This window comes from Stappia sp. (assembly GCF_048268045.1).
Classification (GTDB): domain Bacteria; phylum Pseudomonadota; class Alphaproteobacteria; order Rhizobiales; family Stappiaceae; genus Stappia.
Map to the genome: position 1 here is coordinate 49,975 of NZ_JBLWWG010000005.1, position 16,684 is coordinate 66,658.

Annotated in this window: 11 protein-coding genes; 6 read left to right on the forward strand and 5 right to left on the reverse strand. The window is 64.4% G+C overall.

The features are described 5' to 3' along the window. Nucleotides 1-26 precede the first annotated feature (26 nt). Nucleotides 27-1,424: an amidase gene (locus ACN0WF_RS09615; RefSeq protein ID WP_417772604.1), complete on the reverse strand. Its 1,398-nt coding sequence runs from the start codon at nucleotides 1,422-1,424 to the stop codon at nucleotides 27-29. A 355-nt stretch (nucleotides 1,425-1,779) separates the two neighbouring features. On the opposite strand from ACN0WF_RS09615, the gene ACN0WF_RS09620 reads away from it, so the two are divergent. Next, nucleotides 1,780-2,268 (forward strand): RidA family protein, encoded by a 489-nt coding sequence (locus ACN0WF_RS09620; RefSeq protein ID WP_417772605.1) that lies wholly within the window; start codon nucleotides 1,780-1,782, stop codon nucleotides 2,266-2,268. Here ACN0WF_RS09620 and ACN0WF_RS09625 read toward each other — a convergent pair. Further along, entirely contained in the window at nucleotides 2,259-3,215 is a 957-nt protein-coding gene (locus tag ACN0WF_RS09625; RefSeq protein WP_417772606.1) for a LysR family transcriptional regulator, read from the reverse strand. The two genes, ACN0WF_RS09620 and ACN0WF_RS09625, sit on opposite strands and share 10 nt — an antisense overlap. Nucleotides 3,216-3,306: 91 nt before the next feature. Between ACN0WF_RS09625 and ACN0WF_RS09630 the strand changes: the two genes are divergently transcribed. Together ACN0WF_RS09630 and ACN0WF_RS09635 are read left to right on the forward strand one after the other, a co-directional pair. After that, nucleotides 3,307-4,434, forward strand: a complete 1,128-nt coding sequence (locus tag ACN0WF_RS09630) for a helix-turn-helix domain-containing protein (RefSeq protein ID WP_417772607.1) — start codon at nucleotides 3,307-3,309, stop codon at nucleotides 4,432-4,434. Between the two features lie 273 nt (nucleotides 4,435-4,707). Next, nucleotides 4,708-8,301, forward strand: coding sequence for an autotransporter domain-containing protein (locus ACN0WF_RS09635; RefSeq protein ID WP_417772608.1), 3,594 nt, complete (start codon nucleotides 4,708-4,710; stop codon nucleotides 8,299-8,301). Nucleotides 8,302-8,325: 24 nt separating this feature from the next. On the opposite strand, the gene ACN0WF_RS09640 is transcribed toward ACN0WF_RS09635, so the two are convergent. From ACN0WF_RS09640 to ACN0WF_RS09650, 3 genes are all read right to left on the reverse strand, one after another. Continuing rightward, nucleotides 8,326-9,159 (reverse strand): class I SAM-dependent methyltransferase, encoded by an 834-nt coding sequence (locus ACN0WF_RS09640; RefSeq protein ID WP_417772609.1) that lies wholly within the window; start codon nucleotides 9,157-9,159, stop codon nucleotides 8,326-8,328. 253 nt (nucleotides 9,160-9,412) lie between these two features. Beyond that, complete coding sequence (locus ACN0WF_RS09645) at nucleotides 9,413-10,732, reverse strand: glycosyltransferase family 4 protein (protein WP_417772610.1); 1,320 nt, start codon at nucleotides 10,730-10,732, stop codon at nucleotides 9,413-9,415. Nucleotides 10,733-10,748: 16 nt separating this feature from the next. Next, on the reverse strand, nucleotides 10,749-12,575 hold the full coding sequence (locus tag ACN0WF_RS09650; protein ID WP_417772611.1) for a glycosyltransferase family 9 protein: 1,827 nt from the start codon (nucleotides 12,573-12,575) through the stop codon (nucleotides 10,749-10,751). 281 nt (nucleotides 12,576-12,856) lie between these two features. Between ACN0WF_RS09650 and ACN0WF_RS09655 the strand changes: the two genes are divergently transcribed. The 3 genes from ACN0WF_RS09655 (at nucleotide 12,857) to ACN0WF_RS09665 (ending at nucleotide 16,403) form a co-directional block, all read left to right on the forward strand. Then, a complete protein-coding gene (locus tag ACN0WF_RS09655) occupies nucleotides 12,857-13,915 on the forward strand; it encodes a DUF2793 domain-containing protein (protein WP_417772612.1) in 1,059 nt (352 codons plus the stop codon). Between the two features lie 171 nt (nucleotides 13,916-14,086). After that, nucleotides 14,087-15,190, forward strand: coding sequence for an SAM-dependent methyltransferase (locus ACN0WF_RS09660; RefSeq protein ID WP_417281053.1), 1,104 nt, complete (start codon nucleotides 14,087-14,089; stop codon nucleotides 15,188-15,190). Nucleotides 15,191-15,212: 22 nt separating this feature from the next. Next, nucleotides 15,213-16,403: an FkbM family methyltransferase gene (locus ACN0WF_RS09665; protein ID WP_417281052.1), complete on the forward strand. Its 1,191-nt coding sequence runs from the start codon at nucleotides 15,213-15,215 to the stop codon at nucleotides 16,401-16,403. Nucleotides 16,404-16,684 lie beyond the last annotated feature (281 nt).

Below are 16,684 nucleotides of genomic sequence, written 5' to 3' on the forward strand. Positions count from 1 at the left end.
TCTCTGTTTTTATATGTAACGGATCGTCAGCTCCGAAGAGGCGGTTTGCCCAGGCGCTGGGATCCGGTTCCGATCGCGGCCTCGATGGCCCGGGCCACTGCGATCAGGCGCTCCTCCTGCATTGGCGGAGCGATCAGTTGCAGGCCCACCGGCATGCCGTTGGCATCGAGCCCGGCCGGCAGTGTGAGCGCGCACCATCCGAAGAGATTGACGATGGCCGTGTTGCGCAGGGCCATCATGTTGGCGTGGCGGTAGACGTCCATGTCAGCGAGGTCGTCGAGCCGGGGCGGACTGATCGCCACGGTCGCGGTGACCAGAACGTCGACCTCGTCGAAGACCGAGAGCGCCTGGCGGCCGCAGGCGGCAAGCACCGCGCGCCGACGCAGATACTCAGTCGCCGGCATGCTGTCGGCGCCTTCGATCCGCAGCCGCACGACCGGATCGAGCGTCGCGATCCGCTCGGGGAAACGTGCGTCGAGAAGGGTTCGAAGCTCCGGCGCGGCGAGGCCGCCCCTGGCGAAGATGTCGAGAACCTCGGCGACGCCGGGCAGTTCGACGGCGACCGCCGAACGGCACTTCGGGGAAAATTCCGCCAGTGTCCTGGAGAAGACCGAGGACACCGAAGGATCAATGTCTTCGTTGAAGGGCCTGTCCGGAAGGCCGATGCGCAGCGTGGCGAGATCGGCCGGCGCGATGTCCTCGCGGTTGCGTTCCATGAAGGAGGGGTCAAGGGCGGCGAAGGCGAAGGCCAGATCCGCGACCGAGCGGCAGAGCAGGCCCGGCGTATCGAGAGAGGGCGACAGCGGGAAGATGCCGTCGAGCGACCAGCGCCCATGTGTCGTTTTGAGACCGACCTGTCCGGTTACCGAGGCGGGGATGCGGACAGAGCCGGCGGTATCGGTGCCGAAGGCGACAAGGGCCGATCCTTGCGCGAGCGAGACGCCGGCGCCCGAGCTTGAGCCGCCGGGTGCGCGGGGGGCATCGACCGACCAGGGATTGACCGGTGCGCCCCAATGGGCGTTGGTGCCGAGGCCGCCGAAGGCGCATTCGACCGTATGTGTCTTGCCGGTGACCACGCCGAGCTGGGAGCGCATCCGCGAGACAAGCGGTCCGGGGCGCTGCCATTCGGCGGGAAGCGCCTGTGCCATGCCGGCGAAGACCGGGTAGCCGGGGACGCCGAACAGGTCCTTGACTGAAACCGGGATGCCCTGCAGCGGGCCAAGGTCCATTCCTGAGGCGAAGGCCGCGTCGGCGACGCCGGCCTGCCGGGCGGCGAGGCCATCATCGATGGTCTTGTAGGCGTTCAGCCGCGCCTCGGTTGCCTCGCGGGCCGAAACGGCCGCTGTATGCAGGGCGGCGGCGGTGATGCCGCCTTCTCTCAGGTCTCCGGCAATCTGGCGCAGAGACCGCTCCTCACTCGACATTGGACCTCCTCTCGTCCGCACGGCGGAATTGGCGGACCACGATTGGAGGACGTTATCAGCAGCCGACCGAATTTCCAGACGGCGTTCGCAAAAACCGCACGCCGCCACGATTTGGCCGAATACGTCCCTGAGGATGTCGAGCCTTGGTAAAACGGCGTATCCTCTTCAATCATATTATTGAATAAAAAAGAGAAAAACCTGCTTTTGAGATGGTGCAAACGCGCCCTTACGCATGGTTCACGTTGCGTCTGATTGTGATTGCGTTGCCAAAAATGCAAAGCCGTGATCTCAGAAGCGCACCACAACGGCTTTCAAAAAACGGAATAATCTTCCTGTTGCAAACACGGAGAACTGCATGACTGGCAAGCTTGAAAGCCGGCTCAAGGAGATGGGAATCGTCCTGCCGCGTCCGCCGAAGCCGATCGCCAACTACATTCCGGGCGTCGTTGTGGGGAACATTCTCTATCTGTCCGGGACGCTCGGCACCCAGCCGGATGAAAACGACAATGACATCATGCCGATCAGCGGCAAGCTCGGGTCCGACCTCACCGTCGAGGAGGGGTATCGCTCCGCCCGCCTGATGGCGATCAACCATCTTGCCCTGATGAAGGCGGCGCTCGGCGGCGACCTCGACCGCGTCAAGCGGATCGTGAAGATGGTCGGCTATGTGAATTCCGCGCCGGGCTTCACCGAGGCCCATCTGGTGCTGAACGGTGCTTCCGATCTCTACGTCGAACTTCTGGGTGAGGAGAACGGCAAGCACGCGCGCGCCGCGCTCTTCCAGCATGAGCTGGGCCTCGACGCGCCCGTCGAGGCGGAACTGACGGTCGAGATCTACGCCTGATCGACCCAGTGGCGAAGGCGCGCGCGGGTCAGTATGTCCTCGTCGCGCGCCTGCCAGGCGGGGAAGCCGGCAACGGCGCCGTGAAGAAACGTCTCGGCCGACTGCGGCAGCTGCCGGTCGCGCCGGATTGCTGCTGATATGTGGCGGTGCTGGAAGTCCGGGCAATCGAGGTTCACCGGCACCAGCGTGCCGGCCTCGAGTTCCGCCTGCACGGCCTGCGCCGGCACGAACAGGATGGCCGAGGCCTGCATTGCATAGGCGATGAGAAACTGGAGCTGGTTCGAGACGATCACCGGCTTGACCATCTGCCCGAGTTTTTTCCAGGTCCGCACGAGAAGCTGATGAATGCCGAAGCTCTCGTCGGGCAGCACATAGCTGTAGCTGGCCACCTCCTGGAGGCTGACCGGCGCGCCCTGCGCGAGCGGGTGGCCTGGTGGCACGAAGGCCATGAGCGGTTGCCGCCACTGGCCGAGCGGCTCGATCACCGGATGGGTGAAGTGATCGTAGACGAAGCCGATATGGCAATCGTACTGCTCCAGCGCCTCGAACACCCGGTCGCGGCTTCGGATGAGAACCCGGAAGCGGACGCCGGGGTTTTCGGCGGTGAAGGCTGTGATGCAATGGGCCAGGAAGGCGCGTGTGACGCCCTCGACCGTTGCGATGGTCACCCGGCCGGTGCGCATGCCCTGCAGGTCCGTCAGGTCGCTTTCCAGATAGTCGAGCCTTGCGAAGATTTCCGTCAGCCTGTCGCGCAGCAGCAGGCCGGCCTCGGTCAACTGGACGCCGTTCGAGCGCCGCTCGAGCAGCTCGGCGCCGAGTTCCCGCTCCAAGTTGGCGATCTGGCGGCTAAGAGCCGAGGGCGCCAGATGGAGGCGGTCGGCCGCCTGCCGGATCGAATGGCAGCGCGTGATCTCCAGAAAATAGCGACCCGCCTTGAGATTGATCACGCGCCCTTGCCCCTTGCCGCCTGTGTGAGAGCCCTGTTCTAGGACGCGGGCTCACCTTGCCGCAATGCACTTGCCACTGCCCGTCGCGCGATTGACCGGCTCCGGCTTTGCTGCGATCTTTCGAGTCATATGCAATCGCCCGGATGGGGTCTTGAAAAGGAACGATTCCCGGGTGCGACAGGACGATCAGGGACAGACGGCCTCGGCTGGCGCAGTCGTTTCACAGCTCACAGGCGATATGCCAGGCATCGATGATCCGGCACGCGCGCGCGTCGGCTTGTGCTCCGTGTCGCTCGACAGCGCGGGCACACAGGCCGCGATGCAGCCCTGGATCGGGATGGAATGCTACCAGCTCGGCTCCGGCCGGCGGCTCGGGCAGATGGACATTGTCGACGTCGGCGGTCGGCAGGTCGTGCGCGAGCGCCAGGACGTCGCGGTGCAGAAGGTGGGCGTGACGCCGCGCGATCTGTGCACCATCTCCTGCTGCACCCATCATCCTTCCTTCCGCTTCTCCGATCACTGCGCCGGCAACGCCGACACCGTCTTCTTCATGCCGGAGAACACCGAGTTCGACCTCTATGTTCCGGACGGAACCCAGACGGCCTATGTCAGTCTCAGCCAGGAGGCATTCCTGGCCGCCGCGCGGGTTCTCGATCCCGCCGGATGGGAGCGGCCGGAAGGCGGTGTGATGCAGCTGCGAAGCGCGGGCATATCCCGGTTCAGCGACACGGTGGCGCTTTGGTTTGATGCGGTGAGCGCCGCACAGGAGCGCAAGGAAACCGTGGACCCGCGCATCATGCACGATCTTCTGCTTCAGATGGTCCTGCAGGCGGTGAGCGCGCCGGCGTCGGGCGAGGGATGGCGGCCGAGCGCGGGGACCCGGGCCAGGGCGCTGCGTGTCGGCCGAATGGCGCGCGAGTACGTCGAAGACCGCCTCGATGCAGATGTTCTACCCACCGTCGTCGACATCTGCCGGTCCATCGGCGTATCCGAGCGCGCGCTGCAATACGCATTCCGCGAGTACGTCGGCATGGCGCCTGTCGCCTATCTACGCAACTGCCGGATCAATCGTGTCCGCGAGACGTTGCGCGTCGCCGACCGGCGAAACACGACGGTTACAGAGGTGGCGATGCGCTTCGGCTTTCTGCACCTGGGGCGGTTTTCCAGCGACTACAAGCGCTTGTTTGGCGAGACGCCATCAGCGACGCTCGCCACCTGATTTCAATCTCCGCAAGGACCACAATAGGCGAGGCATGCCTGATTTTGCGGGTATCGGATAGTCGCCTCGTTTTCTCGTTTCTAGGGTTGCCGCCACGATTGGCGAACCGGCCAGAGGGACCTCCGCTCGGCACGCGCGTCGCCATCCCGGCAAATAGTGAGCCCAGAAGCGAGAAGCATGAAGTCTTTGCGAGATACGTCCCCTGTCGTGTGCGATCCGGCAAGGTCCGGTCGCAGCCTGGTAGCGTCGTGCTGGCGGAGCGCATCGGCGGCGATGCTGGCGACCACGGCGCTTGCCGGGGGCTGGCTCATTGCCCCGGGTGGCGCGCGCGCGGCCGACGTTTCGATCAATTCCAACGAGACCGTCAATGGGCTCACGGGCGGCACGTTGGGCGATCCCTTGGTGGCGGACGTCCTCCTGGTCGGCGAGAGCGCGGTTGGCACGCTTTTGATCGAGCAGGGAGGCACGGTCGAAAGCAGCTCGGCTGGCATCGGCCAGTTGCCTGCGGGCAACGGGGCGGTGACGATCACCGGCGACGGCTCCACCTTTTCCAGCACGGGCGACCTGAGCATCGGCAAATCGGGAGCGGGCAGCCTTACCATCTCCGACAGCGGTGTGGTGACGGCTGGTGGCGCAACGGTCATCGCCAGGGATGCCGGCTCGAGCGGCACGCTCAACATTGGCGCGGCCGAGGGTGACACGGCTGTCGCGGCCGGCACGCTGAACGTGGACACGGTGACCTTCGGAGCTGGTGTCGGCACAATCGTCTTCAACCACACGGATACGGATCGTGTGTTTGCCGCCGATATGGTCGCCGGCGCCGGCAGCAGCCGTATCCTGCATCTGTCGGGCACGACAACCTTGACTGGCACGAGCGGGGTCAGCGGCGCCGTCACGGTGACGGGAGGTACGCTGGCGATTGCAGGCAGCGGCACGCTCACGAGCGGGAGCGGAAACATCGATGGGCCAACCGGGGCGGAGGCGACGCTGAAGCTGTCGGGCACAAACGCCGGCTGGACCATCAGCGGTGCCCTCAATGTCGGCCTTGCGGCCAGCGGCACGCTGCTGGTCGAGACCGGAGCGAAAGTCGAGAACGCCAGCGGAACGCTCGGCCTCATGTCCGGCTCGCATGGAACGGCCACCGTCACCGGGCCGGGGGCGCACTGGAAGAATAACGGCGATCTCAGCGTCGGATATTCCGGTACCGGCACCATGACCGTGTCCGACGGTGGTCTGGTGGAGAACAAGACCGGCGTCATAGGCACGTTCGCAACCGACGTCAGCACGGTCACCGTCACCGGCGCATCGTCGCTGTGGAGCAATGACGGCGATCTCTTCGTGGGGCAGGGCGGCAGCGGCGCGCTGTCCGTGGAAGAAGGCGGCAAGGTCGCCAACACAGAGGGCTTCCTCGGCTATGCCGTCGGATCGAGCGGCACGGCAACCGTTTCGGGCAACGGGTCGACGTGGTCCAACACCGGTGGCCTTATCGTCGGAAACCGGGGGCGCGGCGATCTGAAGGTGCAGGCTGGCGGCAAGGTCGAAAGCGGCTACGGAACCATCGGGTTTGAGAAGGATTCCATTGGCGAGGTTACGGTCTCCGGCGCCGGCTCGCTCTGGAAAAACAACAGCATCTTGTGGGTTGGCCGGTCGGGAAACGGCACGCTTACCGTGGCCGAAGGCGGCACGGTGGAGTTGAGCTATGGCTACATCGGCGAGGGCACGGGGGCCGTCGGCGTGGCCACGATCACCGGTCCCGGCTCCACGCTGCGCAACACCGGTGCATTGCGGGTAGGGTCGTTGGGCAAGGGCACGCTGATCGTCGCGAACGGCGGTGCCGTCGAGAACACCAACGGCACAATCGGCTACAGCGCGGGCGCGGAGGGCTCGGTGACAGTCACAGGCGTCGGCTCCAGCTGGACAAACGCCATCAACCTGAAGATCGGCAATGGCGGCAAGGGTGAACTGACGGTCGCGAACGGCGGTGTGGTCAATGTCACGGGAGCGGTCACGATCGCCCAGCAGGCTGGGTCGGCGGGTGTTCTCAACATCGGCTCCGCCTCCGGCGCGACGGCGACGGCGGCTGGAGTGCTGAACGTCGACAGCATCGCCTTCGGCGACGGTGCGGGACAGATCGTCTTCAATCACACGGGCACGGCCTTCGGGTTTTCCTCAAACGTCACCGGCACCGGTGTCATCCTTCAGGAAGCGGGCGTCACCCGGCTCACCGGCGACTATTCGGGCTTCCTCGGCACGGTCGCGGTGTCTGGCGGTACACTGGCTGTCGACAGCGTGTTCGATGCGGCCATCTCCGTCCTGTCCGGAGGCACGCTGGCCGGCAACGGCACGCTGAGCAACGTGACGCTCGCATCCGGCGCGAGGGTCTCCCCGGGCAATTCCATCGGCACACTGAACATTGCCGGCGATCTCGGCTTTGTCGCGGGCACGAGCTACGCGGTCGAGGTGACGGGAGGAGGCGCCGTCGCCGGCGTCAACAACGACATTGTCCGCGCCACCGGTAATGTCATGATCGATGTCGGGGCCAGCGTCACGGTCGGCCCGGAAAACGGCACGGACACCGGTGTGACCTATTCGCCCGCCACCCGATACACGATCCTCACTGCCGATACCGGGCGCGTCGGCATGTTCGGCGGCGTCTCCGACAGTTTCGCCTTCCTGGACGCGGAACTCTCCTATGACGCCAACAACGTCTACATGACGCTGTCGCGCAACGACATCGACATCGCCGATGTCGGCCAGACCCGGAACCAGATTGCCACCGGCACGGCGATCCAGAGTACCGGCATCGGCAGCCCGGTCTACGACACCATCCTGGGATTGAGCCTGGAACAGGTCCGCTCGGCCTTCGACCAGATGTCGGGAGAGGTTCACGCTTCCGTACAGACCACACTGGCGCGCGACAGCGTTTTCGTGCGCGGGGCGGTGAATGCGCGTATTCGCGCCGCCTTCGACGGCGTGGCGACCTCAGGGCAGCCGCAGATCGCGACCCATGGAGGGATGGACGGGATCGTTGGAGAGCATGGAGGCGCGCGCGTCTGGGGCGAGGCTTTCGGTGCGTGGGGGCGCAACGATGGCGACGGCAATGCGGCCACGCTCGAGCGCACGACAGGCGGTTTTTTTGTCGGCGCCGACATGCAGACGGCTTTCGGGTGGCAGGCCGGCATTGTCGCTGGCTACGGGCATACGGCTTCGTCCGTCGATGGGCGCGCCTCTTCAGCCGATGTCGACAGCTATTCGGCCGGTGTCTATGCCGGCCAGCAGTTCGGCCCGCTCGGCCTGAGGCTGGGGGCGGTCTATACCTGGCATGACATTGATACCCGCCGTGACGTGGCCTTTGGTGCCTTCACGGGTCGGCTTTCCGCCGACTATTCGGCGGCGACTGCCCAGGTGTTCGCGGAGATCGGCTACCGGATCGAGCGCGATCTGGTTCGCCTCGAGCCCTTCGCCGGGCTTGCGCTGGTACACCAGAGCAGCGACGGTTTCGCTGAAACAGGCGGTGCGGCCGCCTTGACCGCGGGCTCGACCTCGCAGGGGATAGGGGTCTCGACGTTCGGCCTGCGTGGCGAGGTCGATCTTGCGTCCGTTATCGGGGCCCCGGCGTCGTTCACCGGGTCTCTCGGCTGGCGTCACGCCTTTGGCCGGGTCGATACGACGACACCGATGGCGATGACCGGATCGGTACCGTTTTCCATCGCCGGCGCGCCCATCGACCGGGATACGCTGGCCCTCGAGGCCGGTGTCAGGGTGGCGCTTGGAGCCGGTGCGCGCGTCGACGTCAGCTATCGCGGCGAGCTTGGCGCCAGCGCCAGCGACCAGGGCGTCACGGCAAGACTGTCGCTCCCGTTCTAGGGAGGACATTGGTCTGCGCGGATCTCACAGTTTGCGGAAGACGGCGGCATAGTCGAGGCGTTCGCCGTCTTCATACTCTTTGAAGCGCTGTGTGCCGGGCATGTCGGCCCAGTCGCGCGCATAGCCGCGAAACGGCGGCGGTACGCGCGAGATGAGCGCCGCGCGCCGGGGTGCGTCCTCGGCGATCGCGGCGAACACATGGGCTGTGATGTCGCGAAAGCGCAGCGGCGCGAGACCCGCCCCTTCGGCCAGTTCGCTGACATAGGACTTCTGGCCTTCGAAGTCCTGTCGCGTATAGCCGACCGAGAGTGTCAGCAGCCCGCCCGGGCGCAGCACGCGGGTCGCCTCGGGCAGGAAGTCCTCCATGCGGATATAGCTCGCCGCACCGACGCTGAAGACGAAGTCAAAGGCCGCGTCGTCGAGCGGCAGGCGTCGTCCGTCGCCGCTGACCACCGAAATCGCCGGATCGCCGCGGAACCGGTCGCGACAGACGCGCGCGGCCGCCCGGTCGACATCGACGCCCGTGATCCGCGATTGCGGGTGAAGCATGCGGGCCACCCGCATGCCGCCGCCGAGTCCGCAGCCGATGTCGAGCATTGCCGCGCGCGAGCCGTCGAGATCCCGCGTCATCTCGTCGATGACAACCTGATAGAGCGTCGCCTGCAACGCCTCGCGGGCAAACTGTGGCTCGGCGAGGATTGCCGGTGCAGCGGGTGCATAGCCGCTGTTGAAGAAGTTGAGCCGTCGCGCTGGCGAGAGCTTGTAGAGAATGAAGTAGATCGCCTCCTGCAGGCGGTCGCGCGCCTGACGCGGCAGGTGCTTCTGGATCGACTTCTTGAGCTCGAAAAGCGCGGACATGGCGGGAGATCCGGTTCAGGTCTGTCGGGCCATGGCGCGGCGGCGCGCGAGCGTGGCGTGATGAAGGAGAGGCGCGCCGCTCTCGAAGCCGCGCGCATGAGGCCGAAACTCGACATTGCCCTTGCCGGAGCAGGCCGGGTCACGGACAGGAACGGCGAAGAAGACCGGCTCCCGTTTGACGGCAGCTTTCGCAAGCCTCGCGGCGACGCGGACCGCTGCGCTGTGCGGTGGGGTAGGGGCGCGGCCGGTCACGTCACGGTTCCCGCGCTGCCTGCTGGAGCCGCTCGCGCACGGCGTCGAGCACCTGGTCCGCGTGGGAAAGCCAGCCCTGGCCAGGGGCGCCTGCCGGCGCCGGGCGGGCGGAGGCGGGATCTTCGGCAAGGCGCAGGATTTCGTCGCGCCAGCCGCGCCCGTCGGTCGGGTCGAGAAGCGTCGCCCGTCCTGCAAGCGCTTCCCGGTGTGCGGCGATGTCGGAGGCGACGACCGGCACGCCGAGGGCTGCTGCTTCCGCTGGCACCAGGCCGAAGCCCTCGGCGAGCGAGGGGGCGAGAACGCCGGCCGCGCCGCGCATCAGCGCCACGATTTCCGCATCGGTGAAGCCGTTCGCCTCTGCCACATGCCCCGAAAGACCCCGGCTGCGGTCGAGCGCGGCCAGGACATCGTCGCACGCCCAGCCGCGTCGCCCGGCGATCACCAGGCGCGGAACCATGGTCGAGGGCAGGCGCTCGGTCAGGCCGCGCCAGAGGTTGAGCAGGAAGCCTATGTTCTTGCGGCCCTCGATGGTGCCGGCACAGAGGAAATAGGGGCGCGTGGTGGCCGGCGGGGGCAGGGCGGTCGTCCCGGGACCGATGTCGCCGGGCAGCGGCACCACCGCGACGGGCGGGCGCGCCAGCCGCTCCTCCGCCTGGAACCGGGCGAGCCGTTCCGCTGTCGCCTTCGAATTCACCAGCAGCAGTTCGCCGCTCGCCGAGATCGCGCGGATGCGGGCCTTGTGCTCCTCGGTGCTGGCCGCGCCGCAAAACTCCGGGAAGTCGACGGGGATCAGATCATGCAGGAAGAACGCCGGGCGCACCTTGCTTCGCTCCAGCCAGCGAAACAGATGCCGTTTCTCCAGCAGGATATGGGAGACGTGCAGATAGGCGGTTGGCATGTCGTTGGCGGATGCGAGCGGCCCAAGCCCCTCGGACGCGCGTGCCGCCGCCTTGAGGATCTGCCAATAGGCGGGAAGCCGCGTGCTGCGCGGCTGCGGGGCCTCGAAGCGGACCGCACCCGCGCGCTCGCGGGTGAGCGTGTTCGCGCTTTCGAGCCAGTCGACGAGCGCGCGGTAACAGGGGCGCGGGTCGCTCTGTTCGTCGATCCGCGTGCGGTGGGCGAGGATGCGGTGGAACTGCGCGCCCGACAGCGAGATCTGCCGCCCCGGCGTCAGCACCACATAGCGCAGGTCGCTCCAGCGGCCGGCGGCCTCCGGCATGGCGAGCCGGCGCACCAGCGCGTCCTCGACGCGGTCGATGCCCGAGCGCGAGGGATGGTAGAGGTGGGCGAGCGTCCGCGTGACGTCGAGGAGCAGCCTCATCGCCGGAGCGCCCCGCTCATGCTGTCGGCGCTGGGCTTGGGGCGAGGGAGCGCCGGCCGTGGCTGTCGAGCAGGCGGCTGACCTCGGCCTGGATCTCCGCGATGCCGATGGCGTTGACGCAGGGGCTGATGCCGGTGAGCCCGGTGAGGATGCAGGGCAGATCCTCGTTGCGCCAGCACGGCGAGCAGCCATAGACCTCCGGCTTCCACAACACCGTCGCGTGCTTGTGGTGGCGGGTGAAGGTGCGCCCGTCCGTTGGCCCGAAGAGCGCGACGACGGGAACGTCGAAGGCGGCTGCGGCGTGAAGGAAGGCGGAATCGACGCTCACCATCGCGTCGAGCCGCGACACCAGTGCCAGCGAGGTGGCAAGCGACTGGCCGGCCGTGGACCAGATGCCCGGGCCTTGCGGAATGCCGTCGGCGAGGTGGTGCAGCACGATGACGTCGTGGTCCTCTGCAAGCTTGACGATCAGCTCGCCGATGCGCGGATGGTCCTTGTAGCTGTCGCGCGAATAGGGCTGCACGCCGACGACCGGCCGCCTGCCGATGCCGCGCTCCGCCAGGAAGGCGTCGCGCGCGGTGCGCTGGTCAGCATCGAGCTCCATCTGGATGTTCCAGCCGTGGCGCGTGAGCAGGCGCTTGCGAATGCCCATGCCCCGGGCGAAGAGCTCGACCCGCCCCTTGCGCACATGCGGCCTGGTCCTGCTTTCGTAGCGTCCGGCCGGGCAGATCGTCAGATTGCGCCAGCCGCGATACGAAAGGGTGTCGAGCGGCGCGCCGTTGATGTCGATGAGGCGCACATGCGGGTTGTCGAGGAAGATCGGGAAGAACCCCTTCGGCACCGCCAGATCGACCGGTTGGCCGGACTTGAGCGCCAGCGCCCGCAGGCCGGGCGTCATCATCAGCAGATCGCCGATCCCGCCCATCGCGCGGGTGACGAGATAGCGGCGCGAGAGTCCGGCCTCCGCCGCTTTGGGCGCGGTCGGCGCGGTCGCGGGCTGGCGCCAGCGCAGGTCGCCGAAGCGCGACAGCAGATCGAAGAGCACCGCCATGCGCAGCGCCAGCGTTCCGCGCCTCAGGCGTGTGAGAACGCGCTGCACCAGCCCGCGTCGCGGCCGGCGCGCACTGACCAGCCGGCGCGCGGTGGTCACCAGCAGATGCGCGAACAGTCCTTCCGCCGCCGGTGGGGTATCGGCGGCGGCAAGGAACGGGGCGAAGGTGCGGGCGATGCCGACGGCCTTCATCTTGCCGTTGCGGATCAATCGGCGGCCGTGCACCAGATAGTCGGTGCCGCGCGCGCCGATGCGCCCGTCCATGAGCATGGCCTTGCCACGGATCTCGACCACGCGGCGGTAGTCGTTGAAGCCGCCCTGGATCAGGTAGGGCCGGTCGGCCAGCCCGCCGATGGCCTCTTCCACGCCCTCCGGATCGCCCATGATCAGATGGACGTCGGCATGAAGGATGCGCACGCCGATCGCTTCCGCCGGATACAGCTTCTCGACGAAGGTGGCGAAGTCGGAGATCAGTTCCTCGAAGCGGTGGATCGGGCCTGGGTCGCGGGTGCGAAACAGCGGCTTGTAGGCCTCGAACACGGCTTCCAGCGCGGCGAGCGCGCGGCTGCAATCGGACGGTCGCACGCGCGGAACGCCGGAAACGGTCTGCCCCTGCGCCTTCAGCGTCTCGATGATGCGCTCCGCGTTCCGGTATTCCCGGTAGCTGGTTTCATCCAGAAACGCGCCGAAGAACCGCTCGAGCGTTTCCTCCAGCGTCGCGAGAGTGGCCTGGGCGGCGGGCGTGGCATCTGTCACGGAGGCGTCGAGCTCCTTCTGCGCGATCGCGGACATCAGGTCCGTAGCGGTTGAGTTCGGCGGAAACGCGGCGTCGCGGCTTGCGGGCGAGGATTCGGCGCCGCCGCCGCGCGCTTCCTTCCGGTTATCCGATGGGAGCCCTCGCAGGCAACCCAAAAGCACATCCGGTGCCTGCGAAATCCCCGCTGTCGGGCCCGATGCTAGACTCGTTTGCGCCGGGCATTGCACCGCCGTTGGCCAAACTTGCCCGCACCGCACGTCGCCGGCCGTCCGCCGCCCGTGTCTCCCGTTCCCCCTCGCACAGAGAGGACCACCGCATGTCCATCGATCCCGCAACCGCAACGCCGCTGCTCGCTCTCCCCCTCATCCAGGCCGCGCAGGCGCAAAAGCATGTCACCCACAACGAGGCGTTGATGGCGCTCGACGCGCTGTTGTTCCTGACGCTGGAACGGTCGGATCTGGCCGCCGCTCCCGAGGAGGCGGGCGAGGCGGCGCGCTATCTGGTCGCCGCGCCGGCGACCGGCGCCTGGGCGGGACATGAGGGCGAGATCGCTCTCAGGCGCGACGGGGCCTGGCTCTTCCTTGCGCCCGCCGAGGGGTGGTGCGCCCTCGACCGCGCCCGTGGCGTGCTGATGCTGCGCGGGGCTGCCGGCTGGCGTGACCTTGCCGAGCTGCCCGATGCCGGGCGTGACGACCTCGCCCGCCTCGGCATCAACGCCAAGGCCGATCCGGTCAACCGTCTCGCCGTGCGCGCGCCCGCCAGCCTCTTTGTCGGCGAGACGGGCTCGCACCGGCTGACGGTGAGCAAGGGCGCGGCCGGCGACACGGCGGCGCTGCTTTTCCAGACCGACTATGCGGCGCGCGCCGAGATCGGCCTTTGCGGCGACGACAACCTGTCTCTCAGGGTTGCCCGCGACGGGGGCGGCCTGGCACCGGCGCTGACCGTCGCCCGCGCCTCGGGAAACGTCGGCATCGGCACCACGGAACCCGGCGCGGAGCTGGAGGTCTCCGACACAAACGGCGACGGCGACTGCCGCCTGCAACTGCGCACCGGCAACGAAATCGCCCAGTTCGGCGTGTCCACGACCCAGGTCTTCATCGACACCACCGACGAGAAGCCTTTTGTGCTCTATGGGAATGGGGCGAGTAGACTAATTGTAGGTGCTTCAGGTGCTGTGGGAATCGGGGTGCTTGAACCAACCGCACGGCTTCATGTGGATGGAGCGATGCGTTGCACTGTGTATCCTGCTGAATCCCTTCCTGACCCCGCCTCCATTGGCCCAGGTGCTATCGCATTCTCTGATAATGGCACTGCAATTTCGCAGTTGTTTTGTGATGGGCAGAAATGGGTGACGGTGATGAGTTCCAACAAATGAACATGAATTTTATTGTAGGAGATTTGAAATTTAAACGTCCAATTCATTTGGTGTTACTTTTTTGAAAATTAATACATTAATTGACTCGTTGTCTTCGTTTGAATTTGCGGTGCAATATGGTTTGGACTAAAAATCAAACGGTGATTCCGACCTCCAAACGGATACAATAGCATGGCAACATCACCGTTTTTCCGATCCCGCAAGCATGGCTCAGCTGGAGCTAGTTCAAAGGACGACGGAGGAGTCGAAGTGGAGGCGGATTTTTCGCTGGAAGCTCAGTTGCGCGATCTTCTCAAGCTTACACGAGATGATGGGGAGCCTAATCTTAATCCCCTTATGGAGTTGCTTCGCGATTTCAACGCAATGAAATTCAATATAAAATTTTTCGGCTATGAATTGGCGAAGATTCTCGCAGAAAACCTTCCTCCCGCACCCTCGGGTGGGCCATTTGAAGTCAGCATGATGTCAAAGCCCTCGACGCAAGCTGATTTGTCGGATGATTGGACGCGTCATTGGACGAGTGAGTTGAGGGTTGCTCATGTCTTTCATCGGAAGCTGTGGGAACTCGCCTATGTGCTCCAGTTCGTCTGGCAGACTGGAAATATGGGCGAAGGCAAGAGAGGGCTGGGCTTCGGATGTGGTGAAGAACCCCTTCCGTCATACTTGGCATCCAAAGGTTGTCATGTCACGGTGACAGACTTGGAGCCGACAGATCGGCGTGCGGCTGGGTGGGCTTCGACTAATGAGCTCGCAACCCTCGAAAAAGCATACAAGTCTGAATTCTTGGATCGTGAAACGTTTAATCGGCTGGTCGACTTCAAGTATGTCGATATGACGGATATTCCATCCGATCTGCGTGGGTTTGATTTTTGCTGGTCGATTTGTGCTTTTGAGCATTTGGGGTCGATTGCAGCTGGTATGGATTTTGTTGAAAGCGCTGTCGATGTTCTGAAGCCCGGTGGCGTCTCCATTCATACTACTGAATTTAATTTCATGAATGACGTCGAGACTATGGATAATTGGAGTACGGTTCTATTTCAAAGAAAGCATTTTGAGGAAATGGCACGCCGCTTGGAGGCGAAGGGGTGCGATGTTGCTCCGCTTTGTTTTGATGTAGGTGACGGTGCACTAGACAAGTTTATTGATGTCGCACCCTATGCCCATGACTGGCGGTTTGATCAGGGGGGCGCATGGCGAGATGGTGCAAATCATATCAAGCTAACTGCTGATGGGTTTCCGGTAACCTGCTTTGGCATCATTGCTACTAAGCGCTGACACTCGAGTTTGTAGGTTTACGATGGCAAATGAATATTATTATCTCGGTCGCTCCATGGGGATGGCTAAGCTTCATGGTACGGATAGCTACATATGCGTAGATACACGTTCCTGGGAGTCCTTGATATATATTCAGGGACATCCTGTTGAGCCGTCTGAACTCTCGGTGCTTAAGCGGTTTTTATCGCCGGGCGGGACATTTCTCGATATCGGGGCAAATTTCGGGCTTTATTCCATCGTTGCAAGCGAGATAATCGGTGCAAGAGGGCGGGTTTATTCTTTTGAGGCCAATCCTCATACCTTTGCCTATCTTAAGCAATCTGCCATGGCAAATCGCCTGATCTGGCTGCCTCAGTACACGTGGGAAAACCTGGCCGTTGCTGAGAGTAGCGGCGAGTTGGAGTTTGCGTATGACCCAACCCAACTCGGGGGAGGCCATATTCGCAATGAGCATGATGCGGAGGACACCCACACGATCGTGCGGGTGAAGTCTGTGGCTCTTGACGACTATCTTCCCTCGGACGTGCAGCCCGATTTCGTAAAGATCGATGTCGAGGGGCACGAGCTTGGCGTCTTGAAGGGGATGGAAAAGACGCTGCGGCGCTCGCCGAACATTCGCCTTCTGCTGGAATATTACACGTTCACTGACGAGGTGACGGAGTACGGGCGGAGCGTCATCGGCTATCTGCGTGAACTTGGTTTCGGCGTCTGCGCCTTGGATGGACATGGGGCGCTTCGTGTCGTTCCCGAGGGAGAGATCCCGACGGGAAATATCTATATTCTGGCGACGCGGACGCCCGACGAAGACGCCTCGCGCGCCCTTGATTCCTTTAGTATCCGCCCGCACGGGTTTGTGTATCACCCCGTGTTTGAGTCTGGTGAGCATCGTCTTGTCCAGCGCGGCGGAGAGCTGCTCTACGACGGTGCGCGTAGTGGCGACCTTGAGGAGCCGACGCTTTTCTTTGGCCCGTATATATCTCTGCCTGCCGGCGCGTATACTCTGCGGTTTGAAGGCGATGGCGATGGGGATGCACATTTGGCCCTGACCGCCGATGCCGGTGCGAAAGTGCTTTTCTCGTCGGAGGTTTCGCGGTGGAACCAACCGATCCGGTTCGATGTCGCCGAGAGGGTTGGGCAGTTTGAGGTTGTTCTGAGGAAAACCGCCAGCTTGAAGAGCTTGAGACTGGACGGCGTTGTGATCGAAAGGCGTTGAGGCAATATGCGGCCGGGCGTTTGATGCCAATAGGTACTGAATGAAAGTCGCTTTGGGCCGTGAAAACCTTTCCGGCGTCTTGTTGATCAAGGTTGCCTGGGGGAAATGTCACGCCGCAAGCTCAACCCTGTAAATTGTGCGCGTTTTTCCGCAGTGCGGAATCTGCCATATTCCCGATGTACATATGTTTGCGTTCGATTCGGGCGCGCTCGCGCATGCTTCGGCTGTGCAACCGGTGTTGCCGGATCTCGGCTGGGGATTGTTTTGTGAGAAGGTGCGGA